Consider the following 17,005-nt stretch of genomic DNA (forward strand, 5'->3'; position numbering starts at 1 on the left):
GATTGCAATCATTTCCGAAAACAGGACTATATTGAGGACGCTGCCGCGGCGCAATTCAACCGATTGTCGCGCATCATCGTGCATGCCCCGGTCTTGGACTTTCTTGCCGCTAGCGCCGATATCAAAATAACCGCTGTTGTCAGAAACGGATGTGCCGAACGATCTCTCGGAGGTTCAGCTGCCGGCTTCGATGCAATTTGAACTGCATTCGCGAAATCGCGATCTTGTGCAACGGATGCCTGCGAGCGAGTCGGGCGGTGGCTAGTATCGAAAGCGTGTTAGGGGAGGTCGCGTGACAACCGAACTACCGATACCAGGAGCCAAGCTCGAAGGCGCCCTCGCGAATGTCGCCGAGGACGGCGGGAAGACATTGACCAGCGCGCTTCGAACGATTCTGTCGGCCTGGGCCGATAAGAAGGCGGCCGTGAATGCCGCGACGGCCGAACAGATCAAGCTGGATATTGCCGACGAGCATGAGCGTGCGCGGGAGCGCACTGCGATCGCAGAGCGTCGCAAACATGAAATTGAGGAGCTCGATCATCGCATCGGCTTGATCGAGCGCGCGCGTGGACGCGTGCTCAACGAAATCGCACACACCCAGCAGTCCATCGAATATGTGGCACAAAAGGCGATCGAGTATAACGCGGCCGAGTTGGACTCGTGCGAGGAACGTGACGTCGAGCAGGATTGGCTCCGTCGGTTTTTTCGATACGCGGCCGAGGTCGACGAGAAGACGATCCTCGACATTTTCGCCAAGGCGCTGTCCGACTCAGCGATCCGCGGACGCGCGCTTCTGTCGCCGCGAGCACTCGATACCCTGCGGTTCTTCGAATCCTACAGCTTCGAAATGTTCCGCCTTTGCGCTGGCGTTGTGGGGATGTTCGAGACCGTACCGCGCGGATTACTAGAGCGGCACGCTCATAACGTCGGACAAGACCTCGACCTGTCACTCATGCTGGAGATGGGGCTGATCAAGAATGACGTCCAGCGAAATCTAAACGCCGTGATCGGCGGGTTTGACCTCTCTTTTTACTATCCGCCGGCGAACCGCGCCCAGATTGAGATTGTCCGGTTGACGCATGTCGGCCGTTCCATCGCGGGACTCATGAACGGCGCACACCGCGAGCTTATCGACCCCGTCACCTTTGAGGGTTCGCCAGATGCATTGCTCGAGTTGCAAAAGGCGCTTGGGCTAACCCCTAGGGTTGCAAAGGACCTTGGCAGGTCGTTGGTCGCGACACTCGCGGATGCCGATGGGATCGAAGTCCAGGTGCGCGTGTGCCGGCAGCAGCGATACCGGAACACCAAGACCAATTATGATGATCCGTTCGGAGTGACGGCCTCGATCGACCTCTCCGGATTGTCGCAGGAAACGCGCGCGCTCGCGGCGATCGTCATCAGCGAGCTGGTCGATTTTGATACCAACCAACTGGAGTCGATGAGAGGTCAGCATGCTGTCTATGCGGACCAACCTCCTCAAGACGCGGGCGAATGATTTGCTGCGATTGGCAATAGGCGACTAGATTTGCAGCTCGTACGGATTTTGCGGGTCGTCCGACTGCTTTTTTCAGGAGCAGACGTTCATTCGTCCGACAATGAATGACATGGCGTAATCGCGGAAGGGCGATTCGCCTGATGCTGGTCGGCAATTTACGAAGCTGCGGATTTCAGGAGGGTAGCTGTTCCCCGATATGATGGAGAAACGGGCTCACGATTTGCACCGGGCCCAAGCATCGAACGGAGAACAGCCGTGGCGCAGTATATAGGCTTGGACGTATCGCTGAAAGAAACTTTCATCTCGGTTCGGGAGAACGGCCGACGGATCTGGCGGGGCAAATGCCCGTCCGATCCCAAGTTACTAGCAGAGGATATCCGCAAGCACGCTCCGGACGCCGAGCGGATTGTGTTTGAGACCGGCCCCTTGTCGACCTGGTACTATCATGAGCTCAAAGCTGCCGGACTTCCCGCCATCTGCTATCGGCTTCTCCGTGATTCCGTCTGCGCAGAGCGATCCGGCAAAGAGCAGGCCAATGTAGAAGGGCAAGTGGGTGGGCGTTGAGTTCCGGCAAGGCTGGGGGTGGCTAGTTCTTGCCGCCTTGACAGTTTCGACGATCGGCGACGAAATCACGCTGCTGACGCTGATGGTCCGTACCGCCGAGAAAGCGACGGCCTATGCGGTGCCTGTGCTGCTTATCATGGAGTTGGTGCCCGGCCTTTTTGCCGCCCCCTATGCGGGCCGCCTGATTGACCGCCGGGACGCGGCACGCATTCTGGTGATTACATCGGCGCTGCAGGCGGGCGTAATCGCGCTCATCGCCCACTATCCCACATTCACGCTAGCAGGGGCCGCGCTGTTGAGCGTGTTGTTCACGGTCAGCAGCGCCGCGACATTCGCGCTGATACCAGTGCTGGCAAGCGGGTTGGGTATGACCCTCGCGCGCGCCAACTCCCTTTTAGAAATGGTCCGCAGCCTTGGAATGCTCGCTGGTCCTGTCGCTGGCGGCGTGCTGGTAGGATGGATCGGATCGCGCAATACGCTTTTGGTCGATGCCTTCAGTTTTGCCCTTCTGGCGCTCGTCGTGATGGGAAGCGGTCTACGCCGCAAGCCGCAACGGGGCGATCAGGAGGAACAAACCCTGTTCGCGGACTATCTGCCGCTGCTTCGCAATCGACGCTTGATGGTGGTGACGGCCGCGCTCAGCCTCGAAGTGTTCGCGACCGCCATTGCCGACGTTGCTTTCGTGTTCCTCGTCATGGTGACACTGGGGAGCGGGCCGACCGCCTTCGGAATGCTCACGGCACTATGGGCGGGCGGAATGTTGATCGGCGCTGGGCTTGCCGAAAAGGTCATTGGCCATAGGATCGGCCTGACCGCGTTCGGCACTGCCACCGTCATGGGCGTGACAATGCTACTGATCGGCCTCGCGCCGATTGGATTTGCGATCGTCGCTGTCGCCTTCATTCTGGGCGGGGGCGCGAACAGCATCCACAATGTCGCTGTCCGCACCCTGCTTCAATCCGAATGCCCGCCCGCTGATCATGGAAAGGTAGCCGCGATCTATGGCGCGGTGACGCGCACGGCCGTAATCGGCGGCTATGTCGCCGGTGGCTTCTTCGTCCCGAACGGTGCGCCAACCGCCTACCTAGTCGGTGGCCTGCTGGGCGTTGCAGCGGGCGTAATAGGATGGCGCATATTCAATGGTGGATGGCGCACAGCACCAATCTAAAGTTCGAAGTGCCGAGATTGACCTGATTTCCGTACAAATAGACCTCACGGATTTCAAAGGTTATGCCAATCGATGATCGTCAGCGCCGGCCAGCAGCTCCGCCAGCGCGCGACCTTCGCCTCGTAGATGGCTTGCGTAATCTGAGCCTTGTTCGGCCGCACCGTGCAGCTCAGCAGATCGGATAGCCCAAAGGGGGCGAAGATTGACAGACCCGCCCCACCAGGCCGGATCGCCACCGCTCCGGCTGTCGTCGGAAAGGTTGAAATGGCATGTTCGCTCGATTGGTAGGGTGGAATCGGATAGCCGAACTTCGCTTCATACCACAGGTGGACGCGGGCCTCGTTCTTGGCGTCGATCCATAGCGGCACATCGGGAAACAGGGTGCGGATGCGCGTCGCTTGCTTTACCTCGCCCTCTTCCGACAGATCGGCATCGTCGAAATAGACCAGATCGATATCCGCCAGGCCATACTCCGGCGACAGGCCGAACGCGGCGTTCCATGCCGTTTGCGCGATGGCGCTGCCCGATAGCCAGCAGTCGGGCAAGGCGATGGCATCCCAGCGACCCAGGATGGTGCTTAAGACGGGACTAGCCGTCACGATTGAACTCAATCTGCTATCCGCCGCTGCGACATTGCGGTGGGGTCCTGAAGTCGTTGCTTCGACCCAATCTGCCAAGAATGAGGCCGCTGTATCAGCGGATAAATGCGTTATGTCGAGGCGCTTACTGAGGTCACCAGTCCTCTCGATCAAGCGGCGTGTGACGGTCCGGTCTACGTAGGAAGCATCTTGTAATTTTCCACGCTCAGCGCGTTCCGCGCTCACGATGCGTCGCCGATGTTCGGCAGCCTCGCATACAAGCGCTACCGAGAAGAATGGCCACCGTCGCTGGTCAGCCAAGTGCTCGATGGTCCCCCAGCTCTCCCAACCCCATTTTGAATCGTCGAAATAGGCGTCGGTGAAAATCACCGTTTCGTTGTCGGGCAGGCGTAGAACCTGCTGAAAAGCAGCGGCTCGCGAAGCGCGGACGGCATCATAAAAGCCGGGTGATCGAAACTCGGTCAGAGCGAACGCAACATTATAGATCGCATGGTTGTCGAGCACGCGCGCATTAAGACGGATCGCCATCTGACGCGCGATCGTCAGCTTGCCCACACCGGGGGCCCCGTTGATATGTATAAGCTTACCCATGCCCGTTGCGTATCGAACAGCCCCGGCGACCACCAGCGAGGATTAATCAAGTCATGCTCCCTGTCCGAACGGCGCTTCCGCAAATCGACTCGTCCTCTTCTCACGGCAAACACACATCGCGGGCGGCGGCTATCGCCTGATTTTCGTCGCACCGCCGATATCTTAAGAAAATGCCGTCACAATGCCGGGTCGGGAAGAACGGAAACGGGCGGACATGGCTGACATAGAATTACCACGACCGTTCGCGTTCGACGAATTTTACGCGATGCTCAAAAAGTATGTGAACGATCCCAAGGCACGGGAAGCACTCGCGGACTACGACGCCGAAGCTATCGAAGGCAGAGGGCAACTCGATGACTCATCAACGTCATCGGAATTGGCTTATGACGCTGACGGCATATTCCAACAGATTGGTTGGTCAATCTTGGTTAGTCATGGTTGGCCTATCTATTATGAGATGATTCAGTCAACAGGCCAAAATCACGAATTGCGGATGGAGTTCCTGTCAACAGCCGCAAACTTCAGGAGTATAGCAAAGCTGCTAATCCGCGAGCGCAAGGAAGATGATCTTCCGCGATGGTTGAGAGAGGGAGATACGTTTCCGGACAAGGACTTCGACATCTACGATCCCGCAAGCGTGCTTCACCTTCTGGGAATGTGGTCCGAAAAGCATCCGAGACATCTGCCCTATACTCTGACGGCATCTGAACGCGCACAATCACCAGACACATCAATTTCGGACAGCGATCGTTGCCAACGCATCCGGCATCGCGGTGCCGGCATCCAGGCGAGACATCGGCAGGCAATTGTGTTACAAGGTACACAGCGACCGGAGGAATGCGACATGGGTGCCAGCACGACGATGACCATTCGGGTGACGCCCGACCTCAAAGAGAAGCTCGGCCGCCTCGCGCAGAACACGCGCCGCACGAAGTCCTATCTCGCTGCCGAAGCTGTCGAAGCCTATGTGAATCGTGAATTGCAGATCATCGAAGGCATCCAACGGGGGCTTGCTGATATGGAAGCAGGCAGAGTTACACCGCACAAAGAAGCGATGGACCGGATTGATGCTGCAATCGCAGCCGCAGGCAACAATGCCGTATGAGGCATGTGCAGTGGTCGGATGACGCGCTTGATGATCTCGAAAAGCAGGTAGTCCATATTGCACGAGACAATCTGGCGGCGGCGCGGCGGGTCGCAAAGCGGATAAGTGAAATAGGCGACGCGCTCGGCGAGTTTGCGACCGGCCACCCAGGTCGTGTCAGCGGCACCTACGAGAAATCTGTCAACCGCCTCCCTTACATCGTGGCCTACGCGCTGAACGAAGACGACACGGTGCTGACGATCCTCCATGTCATTCACACCTCGCGCAATTGGCTGCCTAACGATTGGCCAGAATGACGGGAACACCTGTTTGTCGCACCTCACTAACGACGCATCACAGGCACCAGTCCACTATCGAACATGGTCCGAAGAATAGCTATCTGTTGGACGACGGACGACACCCATTTCGGCGGCGAGCGACAGCCTGCAGGTTCTGCAAGCCTGCCATTCAACGCAGGAAGAATTCCACTGGAACAACCAACTCGAGCGTATCGCCGACCCTCTCCGTCGGTGGCTTCGGCAGTGGCTGCGCGCGCGTCGGCAGGGCGACAGCCTCACGATCAAGATCGGGAACGCCCGATGAGCGTTCCAGCCGGACAGATAGCACCTTGCCCTCCCGGTCCATGACGAAGCGGATGTAGGGCACGCCCTGCTGTCGCCGGGCCTGTGCGATGCGCGGGTAGCGGCGATGCCCATTCAGTTGTGCGAGCACCCGTCCTTCCCATGTGTCGGAGGCGGGGTTCGAAACCTGCGGCGCGGGGGGAGCGGGCGCCGTCCTCGGCGCTGCCGTCTCCAGATCTTGCGGCGCGAGCTCGGTGGACGTGGGTTTGACAACCGGGCTCGGCACCATCACTGGCGAGACCATGGTCGGCTCGATGGGCATCACCGGAGCCGGTTCTGGCTTCGTCACCTTTTTCTTGACTGGCCTGGGCGCTTCCCGCTTCTCCGGTGGCGCTTCGGGTGGCGAGGTGGGAGCCTTGAGATCGAACATGGCCAATGCCGGAGGCGTGGCCTTTTGGCCGACCGTGGCTGTGATGGTGATGAAAAAGCCGATTGCGCCGATGGTATAGATCAGGATCGTGCCGCCCAACCCGATCCACCGGTTGCTGCCTGATGACCGGTAGCCGTGACGCGCCATTGGTTCCTGAGGTGTTACGGCCTCAAGCGCTAGCAAGTTTTGTGCCTGACTCACGACATCGCTCCGGGCTTCACTCAGCAGCATGGGCTTTTCCAGCCGTGGCAAACGCAGTTCGTGTAAATTCCCTCTGCGCTCGGCGTCGGGCAATCCGGGGCATTCGCTTCTTCCACCAAATAATGATGCCGGTCATCGACAGCATCGCGACGACGAGACCGGTGATGCAGATCAGGATGCGGCCCGGCAGCCCCGCCACCTGACCGGAATGGACCGGATAGATAAGTCCGTCCACCACATCGCCGGCGAGACCCTTGCCCGGCTCATCAATGGAAAGGACGTGACCGCTGTCGCTGGCGACATTTACGGACGGGTTGCCGAAGCCGGGTGCATGGGCCTGCCCCAGGCGAACCTGATAAAAGCCCTGTGCTCGCGCGAAGACTATCCGTTGGACAGATTGCGCTGGCCAGCCCCGCTTCGCCGCTTCTTCTCTCGCGATCCGCGCCGCGTTATCCCAGTCAATCCTTGCCAGGGGCGGGTCGATCGGGACTGGCCGGTCCCAAATTGTCGGGCTGGTCGATAGGAAGGTCGTGAGGATCGGACGGAAAACCTCGGTATTGAGATTGAAAGCGACGCTGGTGAGCGCAAGCACAAACAGGACTGGCCATAGCCAAAGGCCGGAAGCGCGGTGCAGATCGAGATTCAGTCGATAGGTGCCGGCGCTACGCTTAATCCGCCAGATCGGCCGCCATTTCCGCCAGAACGGTCTCCCACGCGGTAGCGTCAGATAGAAGCCGACAACGCAATCGAGCATCCACGCGAGGGCAATCCCGCCCATCAGCCAGTTGCCCCAGTTCCCCGGTATATGCAGCGAATAGTGTAGGCGGTAGAGGAAGGGGATCAGATGCGGTGCATCCACTCGCGCCGCGCCCCACAACCTGCCCCCCAGCACCGTACCTGTCGCTGGATCGACGAACAGGTTGTCGGCTGCTGGAGAGGTGCCATCGACGTTCTCGATGAAGATCTGAGCGCTGTCATGCATCAATGCCGGTGGCGCAATCGAGGTGACCCGAACACCCGGTATCGCCGTTTCAACTTGCCGCACCAGCGTGGTTGGCGGCAGCGCCGGCCAGCGCCCTTCGACGTGGAAGAGGCGCGGATTAAGCCACGCATCCAGTTCCGACTGAAAGGCGAGCACGCTACCGGTCAGACCCGCGATGATGAGAAAACCCGCCATCGCGAGGCCGGCATAGCGATGAAGATGGACGAGGATGGCCCGCATGTCGCCGTACCCGGCCTAGAGTCCAAACCTTGCCGTCAGCATCACGTTGCGCGGATCGCCGAAATAGCTCTGGCGCGACCAGCCTTCGATGCGTGTGTAGTATTTCCGGTCGGTGAGATTCTCGCCCGTCAGCCGCAAGCTGAATTGTTCACTGAACTGATACCCGACCTGGGCAGAGAGTAGCGCATAGGTATCCTGTTGCCACTTGAGATCGCCTGACCCGGCATAGACACCACTGCTGAGATTGAGGCCGCCGCCGAGGATGAAACCGCGACCGGTCGCTTTGCTGAAATCGCGCACTATCCACAATTTGGCATCATGTTTGGGTGTGCCGGGAGAGAAGACGAGGCCCGCAAGCCCTTCGTCAGCCGTAAGATAACGGGTCTTCGTAAAGGCATAACCCAGGGTGACATTCCAGCCCGGCGCTGGCTCACCCACGATTTCCGCCTCGAAGCCTCGGCTGCGGACCTTTCCAAGCGCCGCGGACGCATTGGGAAAGTCCGGGTCCGATACGGCGCGGTTGCGATCGACGATCTGATAAATGGCAGCGTGTCCGGTCAGTGCACCCTCCAGGAAATCCCCCTTGAGGCCAAGTTCGAACAGATTGCCGGTGCGGGGCTTCAGCAGATTCCCGTCTCGATCGACGCTCGCCTGCGGCACGAAAGTCGATGAATAGCTGGCATAAGCCGACAGCTCCGGTATCACGTCATAGCTGAGCGCCGCATAGGGGACCAGCTTGGCCGACACTTTCTGATCGGCGGTCTGCCAGTTCGCGGACCCCTTGTACCAACTCAGCCTGCCGCCTGTCGTCAGCGTCAGACGGTCGATCAGCTTGAAGCGCGCATTGGCATAAAGCCCGGTCTGGATCGTTCTGGCCGTTGTCGGTGGATCATAGACGAATATCGGTTCAGGCGTCGTCGGATCGGGATTGAAGATATTGCGGGTGATGACCGGCCCGTAGGTCCACAATGTATAGGTCGAATTACGGCTATGGTTGATGCCGATGACGAGACTATCCGCACTGGTGAACAGCGACGGTAGGGTCAGGCCCAGATCGACTGCCTCGTCGCGAGAATGGCCATTGCCGGCGATCTGCTGGATATCGACATCGCCCGTGGCGCGATCGATGTAGCTGTCCGTAAATGCCCCGGATTTGAAACGATAGGCGCGATCGGTCCGATCCCCGCGCAGCCGAATCGTGCCGCCATTGCCCAAGCGATGTTCGACATCGACGAAATAGCGTTCCGCATCGTCCCGCTTTCGGTCCCACAGTGAACCAAGGTAAACGCCACGTCGCCCCATGTAGAGGCCGCCATCGTCATAGTTGGGCAGTCCGAAGATAGGCCGCGAAGGGCCGCCCTGATGGACCGCGCCGATCGAAACGGTGGTGTCGGGTGTCGGATCATATTCCAGTGTGCCGTACAGTACGATCTTGCGGGCGAACACATGGTCCATATAGCTGCCGCGATCGTCATAGGCCGCGACGACGCGTCCGCGCAGGCTGCCGTCGGAAACGAGCGCACCGGTCAGATCCAGTTCGCCGCGATAGCGGTCCCATGATCCTGCCTGCACCGTGCCGTCGATCTGCGTTTCCGCAAGCGCGCGCTTGCGCACAAGGTTGATGGCGCCGCCGGGTTCACTGCTGCCCTGAAAGAGGCCGGCGGGGCCGCGCACCAGCTCCACCCGGTCATAGATGGCGGTATCGAAGCTGTCGGTCGTCCAGGCGCCCTGAGTGTCAGCCGTTTGCAGACCGTCCGTCTGAACGGTCGTTATGTCCAGCCCCCGCGACTTGAAGCCGAAATTTCCCAGCCCGTATTGAACAACTTGTACACCCGCGACCTGCTTCAAGGCGTCTGCGATGGTGTTGAGATTGCGATCCTCGATCTGCTGTCGCGTAACCACGCTAACAGAGTTCGGAATTTCCTTCAGCGTCTGAAGCTGGCGGCCAATCGTCACGGCGCGAGCCGCATAAGACGCCGTGCCTTCGCTCGCCAGCATCGCATCGGCGGAACCTGAGGCAGCTTTCGTTTGGCCCTCGACCCGCACCGGGCCCAACTGGATCGTACCGCCCGAAGTTTGCGGGGCGCGTTCGATCGTGAATTCGCGCGGGCCGCCCTGTCGAAAGGTCAGACCCGTTCCAGCGAGTAGCCGGGAAAGGGCTTCGGCCGTACCAAACCTGCCTTTGAGGCCAGGACTGGACACACCGTTGGTCAGCGCGGAATCATAGACAAGCTCGACATCGACAGCCTCGCCGAAACGATTAAGCGCGACCGCCAGCGGCCCCGCTGGAATATCATAGCTGCGCGCCTCTTGGGCGTAGGCTGTCGCCGGCACAACGATCATGCCTGTCACCAGTGCTGTTGTTGCGAGCAACGCCGGCATCACAGCCTCACGAAGCTCTCGGAATACAGCCGCTTTGGCCTTGATAATCGTCACCGTTCGTTACCCCCGCACGTCAAAAATGGGAGGCGGCTCTCTGCTAATGAGAATACCCCTCAATAAGTATGACGTTTGAAAATCGGGAGTGAGAACAAGTCCACGCGATTTTTCAGGTGTGGAGGAATATCAGCCTGTCAGTGAGCCGCGTCGAGCTGATCCCGAGCAGCCGTTGCAGCGTGTCGAGCGCCGCCATCGGATCGTCGGTGCGGAAAACGCCGCTCACCCGGCGCTGGGCGAGATCATCGTCCATGATGCGGATGTAGCCCGGATGATAGCGGTTCAGCTCCGCCACGACCTCGCCCAGCGGCCGATCGACGAATACGAGACGGCCGCGCGTCCATGACGCAGCCGCCTCGGCATCGATCGCACGGAGTCGCGCTATGCCGCCGGGACCGTAGCGGGCTGCCTGTCCCTCGCCAAGATCGAGGCGGCTGCTGGCCTCGCCGATCGGCAAGGCCACGCGCACGCGATGCTCGGTCACGGCAACCTCGGTATCCGCTCCATCGCGGCGGACGATGAAGCGCGTTCCCAGCGCGGTCGTCGTGCCTTCTCCGGCCTCGACGGTGAACGGCCGCGCGCGATCGGCGGCGACCATGAACGCCGCCTCGCCTTTGAGCAGGCGGACAATACGGTGGTCCCCGGACAAGTCGATGCTGATGGCGCTATTGGTGTTGAGCTGGACCAGCGAGCCGTCATCGAGCGTCACGTCGCGCCGCTCGCCGGTCGCGGTCATGGCGTCGGCACGCAGCCGCATCGGCCAGTCCTGGGCTGTGCCGACGAACACCAGCGCCAGGCTCGCCGCCAGCGCCGGGGCGATCCAACGCCGGCGAGACTGGTCCCGTCGGGGAGGCGGATAGCCGGGGCGGTGGGCGACTCCTCGCGCGCGCCGCTTGTGGACCGCCGCCTTGACAGGCGAGCTGCCCATCGCATCCCACACCTTCTCCGCCTTGGTGAAGGCCAGCGCATGCAGTGGATCCGCCGTGAGCCAGGCTTGCAGCGTGCGTTCGTCCTCGGCGGTCAATCCCGCGTCGCGCTCCACGACCCAGCGCGTCGCTTCCTCTTCGATATGATCTGGAATCCGCTTTTCAGTCGCCACGGTGCCCCCTCATCTGTCACGCTCGGGAGCGCGCGACAGCACGAGCCTCTCATAGCTTATGACGTTTGAAACTGGCGGGTGGATACTCTCGCGCCGAAAATAATGGCTCATTCGTCGTCGGTAAGCCGCGCCATGCAATGCCGGAGGGCTTGCTGCAAATTGCGCGTCACCATGCTGCGCGATATGCCCATGCGCCTCGCAATCTCATCCAGCGGCAATTCGTCGATCTTTCGCAGGATGAAGATTTCGCGGATGCGCGGGGCCAGTTCATCGACCGCGCCCATCATGCGATCGAGATTTTCGCGATCGACCATCCACTGATCGGCAGGCACCATGTCTGCCGCCACATGCTCGGGGGGCGCATCGGTCGTCTCGATCAGTTCGCCGTAACGGGTTTCGGCCCGCCGCCGGTCGGTGGCGAGATTCGTCGCGAGCCGGAAGAGATAGGCGCGCTTGTTGAGGATAGGGGGATCATCCTCGATGCGCTGGACGCGAAACCACAGGCTCTGCGTCACGTCCTCCGCCGCTGGCGCGTTGCCGACGATGCGCTGCGCTAGCCGGAGCAGCGATGGGCGCTCCGACAGCAACAAACGGGACAAGGCAACGGCGTTGGTCGGCATCACCAAATCGCCTTACCGTATTTTGCGAACGACTCGCAACTAACTTGCTAGCATTTTGCCCAAGCAATCGTAAAACACACGATGCGCGGGCTGGCGTCAAAAGCCTGATTTTCGTCACCTTGCTTCGCCGTCTTTCCCAAAAACGATCCAGATACGGGAACAGCAATGTGTTCTCGAATTGCGGTTGGAGTGGTGAAACGGGAAAGCGCCGCCTCGCTCAGCGCGTTATGCGGGCATCAACACCGTCGCCGTAATGGTCTGATGAATTTCAAAGCCAAGGCTTTGATATAGGGCAATCGCTCCCGTGTTCGTCGCATAGCAGTGCAGGAACGGCACTTCCCCGCGCTCGATCATCCTCGAAGCAACCACCCGCATCAGAAACCCGGCATAGCCTCGCCCGCGATGATCCGGATGCGTGCAGACACCACTTAACTCGGTGAAAATGCCGGGCTTCATCCTTTCGCCCGCCATCGCGACCAAAATCCCGTCTATGCGTATGCCGACGAAGCGGCCAAGATCATGTGTCCTTGTCGAGAAGGGACCGGGTTGTGTCATAGTCGCCAGGGCGAACATTTCCGCTGCATCGTCATCGCCTAGATCGCAGAAGGCATGATCGCGTCCGCCATCGGTGATCGTGCGGGCTACCATCTGAACACATTCGGCGCTTCGGGCGAGCTTCAGACCGACGGGTGGGACTATCCGATGTTTTTCGACGAGCCAAATTTCAGAATTGCCCGCCAAGTCGGCGAGGACGCTCGTATCGCCGGTGGGATCGAGTGGGGCGGCAAAGGGGCCATATTCGGGAGCAAAGCGCAGGCCCGTTTCATCGCCTTGAACAATATGTGCTTGCCGCCCGGTCAATGCGTTCCACACCGGGCGATCGAGAACGTTGATCGACGGCGTAGTTGATAGTGTCGCGGCAGGCGCTTTCCGATCGAGAAAGAGGCGCGCCTTCGTCAGCGCCTGCACGAGTTCGTCCTGTTCAACGGCGCTCAATCGCTTGAGGTCGTGAGCAACGGCAGCACGTTGGCGGTGATCGAGTTCGTAGAAAACTTCGCGCCCACCTTGAGTGAGGCTGATAGGACGGGTTCTGGCATCGGCTTCAAGGCGATCGCGGCGAACCCAACCCCGCTTTTCAAGCCGGACGATCATCCGGCTTAGATATCCGCGATCAAGGTTCAATTCGGCCTGTAGCGCAATTGCCGAGACGGGTTCGTGCCGCGCTATCTCGAACAGTAGGCGCGCTTCGAGCAGGCTCGCGTCAGTGTCGAGGAAGCGTGCGTCGATAGCACCTACATGGCGAGTGAAGAACCGATTGAAGGTCCGAATTGCATTGATCGCATCGTCCATGCTGGACATCAACCCTATTTAGTTGCCTTAGTCAACTACCTAGGGTTCAGCTTCCCGCAAAGGAACGTGCAGCGAGAATACTGCCACACCGATCGCGCTGACGGCCGCACCTGGGCTTCACTTTCCCAAAATCTGTTCCCGATTGCTGATTCCCAAAATGCTTCAGCGGACATGGAGAAATGGGAAAGTTTGGAGCGCCGGCAAACACATGAATCTCAGGCAGTCGTCACGCGGTTTCGCCGAAAATCCGGCGCGCACGGAATTGCGCGGTCCTTTGATCCCGTGGAATGTCCGAAAATCACTGTCGGATTGAGAAAGTGTCCGACAACGCCGGTGGCAGGGTTTTCCGTCAGGGGGCGTCGGCGCTGATCTGGCACCTGGCCGCGACCGCCAGCATGGACCGGCGCGCTTCATGCGTTTGTCGGCAGCATCGCTGCCGCTGGATAGAATTAAATCTTAAAAATGCGATCCAAATGTCATTGAACTACCTTCTCCACGCCTAAAATAAACACACGTTTATTGTCGCGGCGGCGTGGTGGCATAGTTAGCCAATTTGAAAAATCTTCCACACTTTCTCGGTACATAATCCATTCAGGAGAGCCAATCATAGATCTATGTTTCTTCTTATAAGAAGTATTATAGTGAGAAATCACATCGTCGAAAATTTTTACATTTGCCGTTTCGTATCCTAAATATGGGTAACTATAATTGTCGCGAAATTCATGATTATCAATTAAGTGAAACTGCAAGTTAATAATTGATGATTTTGGAGATATATTTCTCCCAAACATATTCAATCCGTAGCCTAGGAGGCCAAATCCTTTACTAACACTATTACCGTCTGTTCTGATGTGATGAATGACACCAGGGCATTCCTTCTTTTGCATGTCAGGAATAAAATTCATTAGGCCGTGAGGAATATAGAACCTGCTTCCTTCGAATAGTTTATGAACTTTATCCTCTGCGTCGTAAAAGGATCGCCTAATTAAGTCTGCAGGGACATACAATTTCGTACTTCGGAACTGAACAATCCGGACATCAGCAACCGTCCCATCCATCAAGGTGACATTCTCCAGTTCGGGAAGATCAGGACAGTGAGGTGGTATAGGAGGCGGGTTTTCCAGATGTCGATTCTCTTCACCTTGGGAAGTTCGATCACATCCTTGTAACGCCGCCAAAACTGCTGCGCTCATAGATGCTCGGACAATCATTCTATACCAAGACATTACGCCTCCAATCGGATATGGAATGGCGATAACAGAGGTTATTTCACCTTGCGTTAATTGTCTCAAAGGCGCTGCTTTTCGAGATGATGATGCGGCTCACTTGCCCGGAAACCCCACTCCACTCTGGAATCTATGACCGACAAACGGGCGGTTTGCGACGCTCGCCATGCGTTTCTCTGTCAGGTTAAGGCGCTGCTCGCAATCCATGCCGAGAATATCGTTTTGCTTTTCTCCGACGTGGAAATGCCAAGACGCGATGAACAGCTTTGCTCTTGCCCGTTACGCTGCCCAAGGATGAAAATGGATCGAGATCGTCATAGCCAGCAGTCTGGTCATGCCGTGCGATGGCGACATGCCCGAGAAGCCGACATTCATCCAGAAGCCATTCGATAACCAAATGCTCAGCGCCTGCCTGCGCGAGACCCTCGCGGAAGGGAAAAAGCCCGAACCTCTAAAACACTCCGTCTAGATTTTCGAAAGCTGCCAGCTTGCAGTTTGTGTAATCCGCACCAATTCGGAATGATCGCGTCCGGACACTTCATCCCTCTGAGAGGCAGTCGTCCAAAAGGCGCACTACAGTGGCAAGCTGGTCGGCAAGCTGATCATAGATGGTGTCCATGACATGACCCCAGCCACCCCTGGCGGCGGCAAGGTCGAGACCAAAGCGCTCCAATGCGCCGGCAATGAGCCCATCCATATCCTCCTTGCGATGACCGGTCACCTGCCGCAGATCGGACAAGGCGAAAAGCTTTTCAATGGGGCGCCCGACTGCCGTACCCGCGGCTTCGAAGCGCGAAACGATCTCCTCGGCCGAGTCCCACACCGATAGGCCCGCCTCATGCCCGATCTGACAGAAGCAGATTGTCCGATCGAGGAGCTTGAGTCCCCGCAGCTTGTCGATCTTATCGGCCTGGGGGCCAAAGGCGCGCACGAAGAGCCGCAAGTGGCGCTCTGCCAGACATTCGACGACGAGCTTGTCGAGGTCGAGGCAGCGGGCAAGAAAGGCCGATCGCGTCATGTCGAGCGGGATGTGCCGGGCAACCGGTTCGACATGGAGCCCTTGCCACCAGCCGTGATAGTGGAGCCAGGTTCGGTCAAGCTTGACGAATTCCTCACCGCTTACCTCGATCCCGAAACGTGCGGCAAGTGCGGACAGCCGCTCGCCGACATCGGCAATGCCGTAGGTCAGCGCCTTCGCCCGCGTGCCGACATTGGGAACCTTGCGTGCTTCTGCCGACAATTGTTCGGCGGTTGCTGCAACGGCGTAACCATGCCAATGCTGGACGACGCGGTGCGGCGTCCCACCGTAAAGCTTCCTGATCTCAAGTTGGATCAGATCTCGCCCGATCCGGCCGGCAGGCCCCACGTTCCACTGGTTCTGATAGCCGACCCCGCCGCTTTCAGGATGAACATGGAAGCCTGGCCGTCCCTCATAGGCGCCGAGCACGGTATCGCGGACGTAGATATAATCCCTTGGCCGAAATCGGTCTGCAATGCGCGACGTGACAGGCGTTGGATTGCCCGGCCAGACAAGCCCCTGCGTTTCAAGCGGATTGACCGAGATGGGGAAATCGCCAGGCCCCGCCACATGGCGCGCGCCCCACACCTGCGCGCAAAAACTCCCGTCGCGTCGGCGTTGGACATCGATCTCGCGCGTCAGAAGATGTTCGTTCAGTTGGTGGCTTGTTCCCAGCGCCAACTCCGCTGTTTTGTCAGAAGGTCCATGGCGACATTCGTAAAAGACCTGGACAAGCGCCATGTCGCGCAGCGAGAGGTAGTCTTGCAGATAATCGCGCGATACGATGGCGCGCATGTCCTCATAACGCAGATCGGCGTAGAGCGAGGGCCTATCGACCGAGGCGACATCGAACTCGGGCTCGGCGGGATTGTCCCAACGGGTGGAGCCGTCGACATGGACGCGCGGCATCAATCCATAGGTCATGGCAAACCGCGGATCAAGGACCATTGCGGTCTGGTTATTGCTGGTCCACCCCAGAATCAACGGTTCATAGTCCTCCCGCACCGAAGGCGCACCATCCTCGCCCTCCAGATAGGTCCCGATCCAGAATCGTGGATTAAAGCTCTGCGGGCCGTTCAAAAGGGGCGATGGCCGTCCACTCGATTCCACCTCATGGCCAAAGGCCCGGAGCCGCCCGCCTAACGCTTCAAGCTCTGCGACGGGGACCAGCGCAGACCACATGAAACGGACACCCGGCACGGAGGGGTCGTCGAAACCGCGCATCTCGGCGACGACCACATCGGATGCAGCCCAGGGGCATTCCTCAGGGACGTGGGCGAGAAGGTCCGGCCACCAGTTTTCGTGCATATAGTCCTGTCTT

At 59.0% G+C, this 17,005-nt stretch carries 14 protein-coding genes and 1 pseudogene; 6 read left to right on the forward strand and 9 right to left on the reverse strand.

What is annotated here, in order from left to right; genetic code table 11:
• The first annotated feature begins 292 nt into the window (after nt 1–292).
• The 3 genes and pseudogenes from WA070_RS13820 (at nt 293) to WA070_RS13830 (ending at nt 3,227) form a co-directional block, all read left to right on the forward strand.
• Nucleotides 293–1,495, forward strand: a complete 1,203-nt coding sequence (locus WA070_RS13820; RefSeq protein ID WP_422634506.1) for a DUF2806 domain-containing protein — start codon at nt 293–295, stop codon at nt 1,493–1,495.
• A 255-nt stretch (nt 1,496–1,750) separates the two neighbouring features.
• A pseudogene (locus tag WA070_RS13825) lies at nt 1,751–1,975 on the forward strand (IS110 family transposase); the annotation flags it as partial.
• 121 nt (nt 1,976–2,096) lie between these two features.
• Nucleotides 2,097–3,227 carry an MFS transporter gene (locus tag WA070_RS13830; protein WP_422634507.1) on the forward strand — a complete coding sequence of 377 codons (1,131 nt, stop codon included), beginning with the start codon at nt 2,097–2,099 and terminating at the stop codon, nt 3,225–3,227.
• A gap of 53 nt (nt 3,228–3,280) precedes the next feature.
• Here the strand turns inward: WA070_RS13830 and WA070_RS13835 are convergent, their stop codons facing one another.
• Nucleotides 3,281–4,417 (reverse strand): nucleotidyltransferase family protein, encoded by a 1,137-nt coding sequence (locus WA070_RS13835; RefSeq protein WP_422634508.1) that lies wholly within the window; start codon nt 4,415–4,417, stop codon nt 3,281–3,283.
• Nucleotides 4,418–4,631: 214 nt separating this feature from the next.
• Here WA070_RS13835 and WA070_RS13840 point away from each other — a divergent pair, with 214 nt between their 5' ends.
• Nucleotides 4,632–5,522: a CopG family ribbon-helix-helix protein gene (locus tag WA070_RS13840; RefSeq protein WP_422634509.1), complete on the forward strand. Its 891-nt coding sequence runs from the start codon at nt 4,632–4,634 to the stop codon at nt 5,520–5,522.
• A complete protein-coding gene (locus WA070_RS13845) occupies nt 5,519–5,818 on the forward strand; it encodes a type II toxin-antitoxin system RelE/ParE family toxin (protein ID WP_422634510.1) in 300 nt (99 codons plus the stop codon). Before WA070_RS13840 ends, WA070_RS13845 begins: the two co-directional genes overlap by 4 nt.
• 151 nt (nt 5,819–5,969) lie before the next feature.
• Here WA070_RS13845 and WA070_RS13850 read toward each other — a convergent pair whose 3' ends face one another.
• From WA070_RS13850 to WA070_RS13880, 7 genes are all read right to left on the reverse strand, one after another.
• Nucleotides 5,970–6,743 carry a TonB family protein gene (locus tag WA070_RS13850; RefSeq protein WP_422634511.1) on the reverse strand — a complete coding sequence of 258 codons (774 nt, stop codon included), beginning with the start codon at nt 6,741–6,743 and terminating at the stop codon, nt 5,970–5,972.
• Entirely contained in the window at nt 6,730–7,935 is a 1,206-nt protein-coding gene (locus WA070_RS13855; protein WP_422634512.1) for a PepSY-associated TM helix domain-containing protein, read from the reverse strand. Before WA070_RS13855 ends, WA070_RS13850 begins: the two co-directional genes overlap by 14 nt.
• 15 nt (nt 7,936–7,950) lie before the next feature.
• Nucleotides 7,951–10,278 (reverse strand): TonB-dependent siderophore receptor, encoded by a 2,328-nt coding sequence (locus tag WA070_RS13860; RefSeq protein ID WP_422634549.1) that lies wholly within the window; start codon nt 10,276–10,278, stop codon nt 7,951–7,953.
• A 205-nt stretch (nt 10,279–10,483) separates the two neighbouring features.
• Nucleotides 10,484–11,470: a FecR family protein gene (locus WA070_RS13865; RefSeq protein WP_422634513.1), complete on the reverse strand. Its 987-nt coding sequence runs from the start codon at nt 11,468–11,470 to the stop codon at nt 10,484–10,486.
• A gap of 107 nt (nt 11,471–11,577) precedes the next feature.
• Nucleotides 11,578–12,090, reverse strand: a complete 513-nt coding sequence (locus WA070_RS13870) for an RNA polymerase sigma factor (protein WP_422634514.1) — start codon at nt 12,088–12,090, stop codon at nt 11,578–11,580.
• A gap of 225 nt (nt 12,091–12,315) precedes the next feature.
• Nucleotides 12,316–13,440 (reverse strand): GNAT family N-acetyltransferase, encoded by a 1,125-nt coding sequence (locus tag WA070_RS13875; RefSeq protein WP_422634515.1) that lies wholly within the window; start codon nt 13,438–13,440, stop codon nt 12,316–12,318.
• A gap of 476 nt (nt 13,441–13,916) precedes the next feature.
• The gene (locus tag WA070_RS13880; protein ID WP_422634516.1) at nt 13,917–14,732 is read right to left on the reverse strand and encodes a hypothetical protein; all 816 of its coding nucleotides are present in this window, start codon (nt 14,730–14,732) and stop codon (nt 13,917–13,919) included.
• Nucleotides 14,733–14,798: 66 nt separating this feature from the next.
• Here WA070_RS13880 and WA070_RS13885 point away from each other — a divergent pair, with 66 nt between their 5' ends.
• Nucleotides 14,799–15,059: a hypothetical protein gene (locus tag WA070_RS13885; RefSeq protein WP_422634517.1), complete on the forward strand. Its 261-nt coding sequence runs from the start codon at nt 14,799–14,801 to the stop codon at nt 15,057–15,059.
• Between the two features lie 145 nt (nt 15,060–15,204).
• Here the strand turns inward: WA070_RS13885 and WA070_RS13890 are convergent, their stop codons facing one another.
• The gene (locus WA070_RS13890; protein ID WP_422634518.1) at nt 15,205–16,992 is read right to left on the reverse strand and encodes a hypothetical protein; all 1,788 of its coding nucleotides are present in this window, start codon (nt 16,990–16,992) and stop codon (nt 15,205–15,207) included.
• Nucleotides 16,993–17,005 lie beyond the last annotated feature (13 nt).

This window comes from Sphingobium sp., from assembly GCF_049304695.1.
GTDB lineage: Bacteria > Pseudomonadota > Alphaproteobacteria > Sphingomonadales > Sphingomonadaceae > Sphingobium.

Coding starts and splice junctions, on each gene's coding strand:
- WA070_RS13855 (WP_422634512.1), bottom strand. CDS start 7,935: ATGCGGGCCATCCTCGTCCATCTTCATCGCTATGCCGGCCTCGCGATG.
- WA070_RS13845 (WP_422634510.1), top strand. CDS start 5,519: ATGAGGCATGTGCAGTGGTCGGATGACGCGCTTGATGATCTCGAAAAG.
- WA070_RS13885 (WP_422634517.1), top strand. CDS start 14,799: ATGACCGACAAACGGGCGGTTTGCGACGCTCGCCATGCGTTTCTCTGT.
- WA070_RS13870 (WP_422634514.1), bottom strand. CDS start 12,090: ATGCCGACCAACGCCGTTGCCTTGTCCCGTTTGTTGCTGTCGGAGCGC.
- WA070_RS13850 (WP_422634511.1), bottom strand. CDS start 6,743: ATGCTGCTGAGTGAAGCCCGGAGCGATGTCGTGAGTCAGGCACAAAAC.
- WA070_RS13890 (WP_422634518.1), bottom strand. CDS start 16,992: ATGCACGAAAACTGGTGGCCGGACCTTCTCGCCCACGTCCCTGAGGAA.
- WA070_RS13835 (WP_422634508.1), bottom strand. CDS start 4,417: ATGGGTAAGCTTATACATATCAACGGGGCCCCCGGTGTGGGCAAGCTG.
- WA070_RS13875 (WP_422634515.1), bottom strand. CDS start 13,440: ATGGACGATGCGATCAATGCAATTCGGACCTTCAATCGGTTCTTCACT.
- WA070_RS13840 (WP_422634509.1), top strand. CDS start 4,632: ATGGCTGACATAGAATTACCACGACCGTTCGCGTTCGACGAATTTTAC.
- WA070_RS13860 (WP_422634549.1), bottom strand. CDS start 10,278: ATGATCGTTGTGCCGGCGACAGCCTACGCCCAAGAGGCGCGCAGCTAT.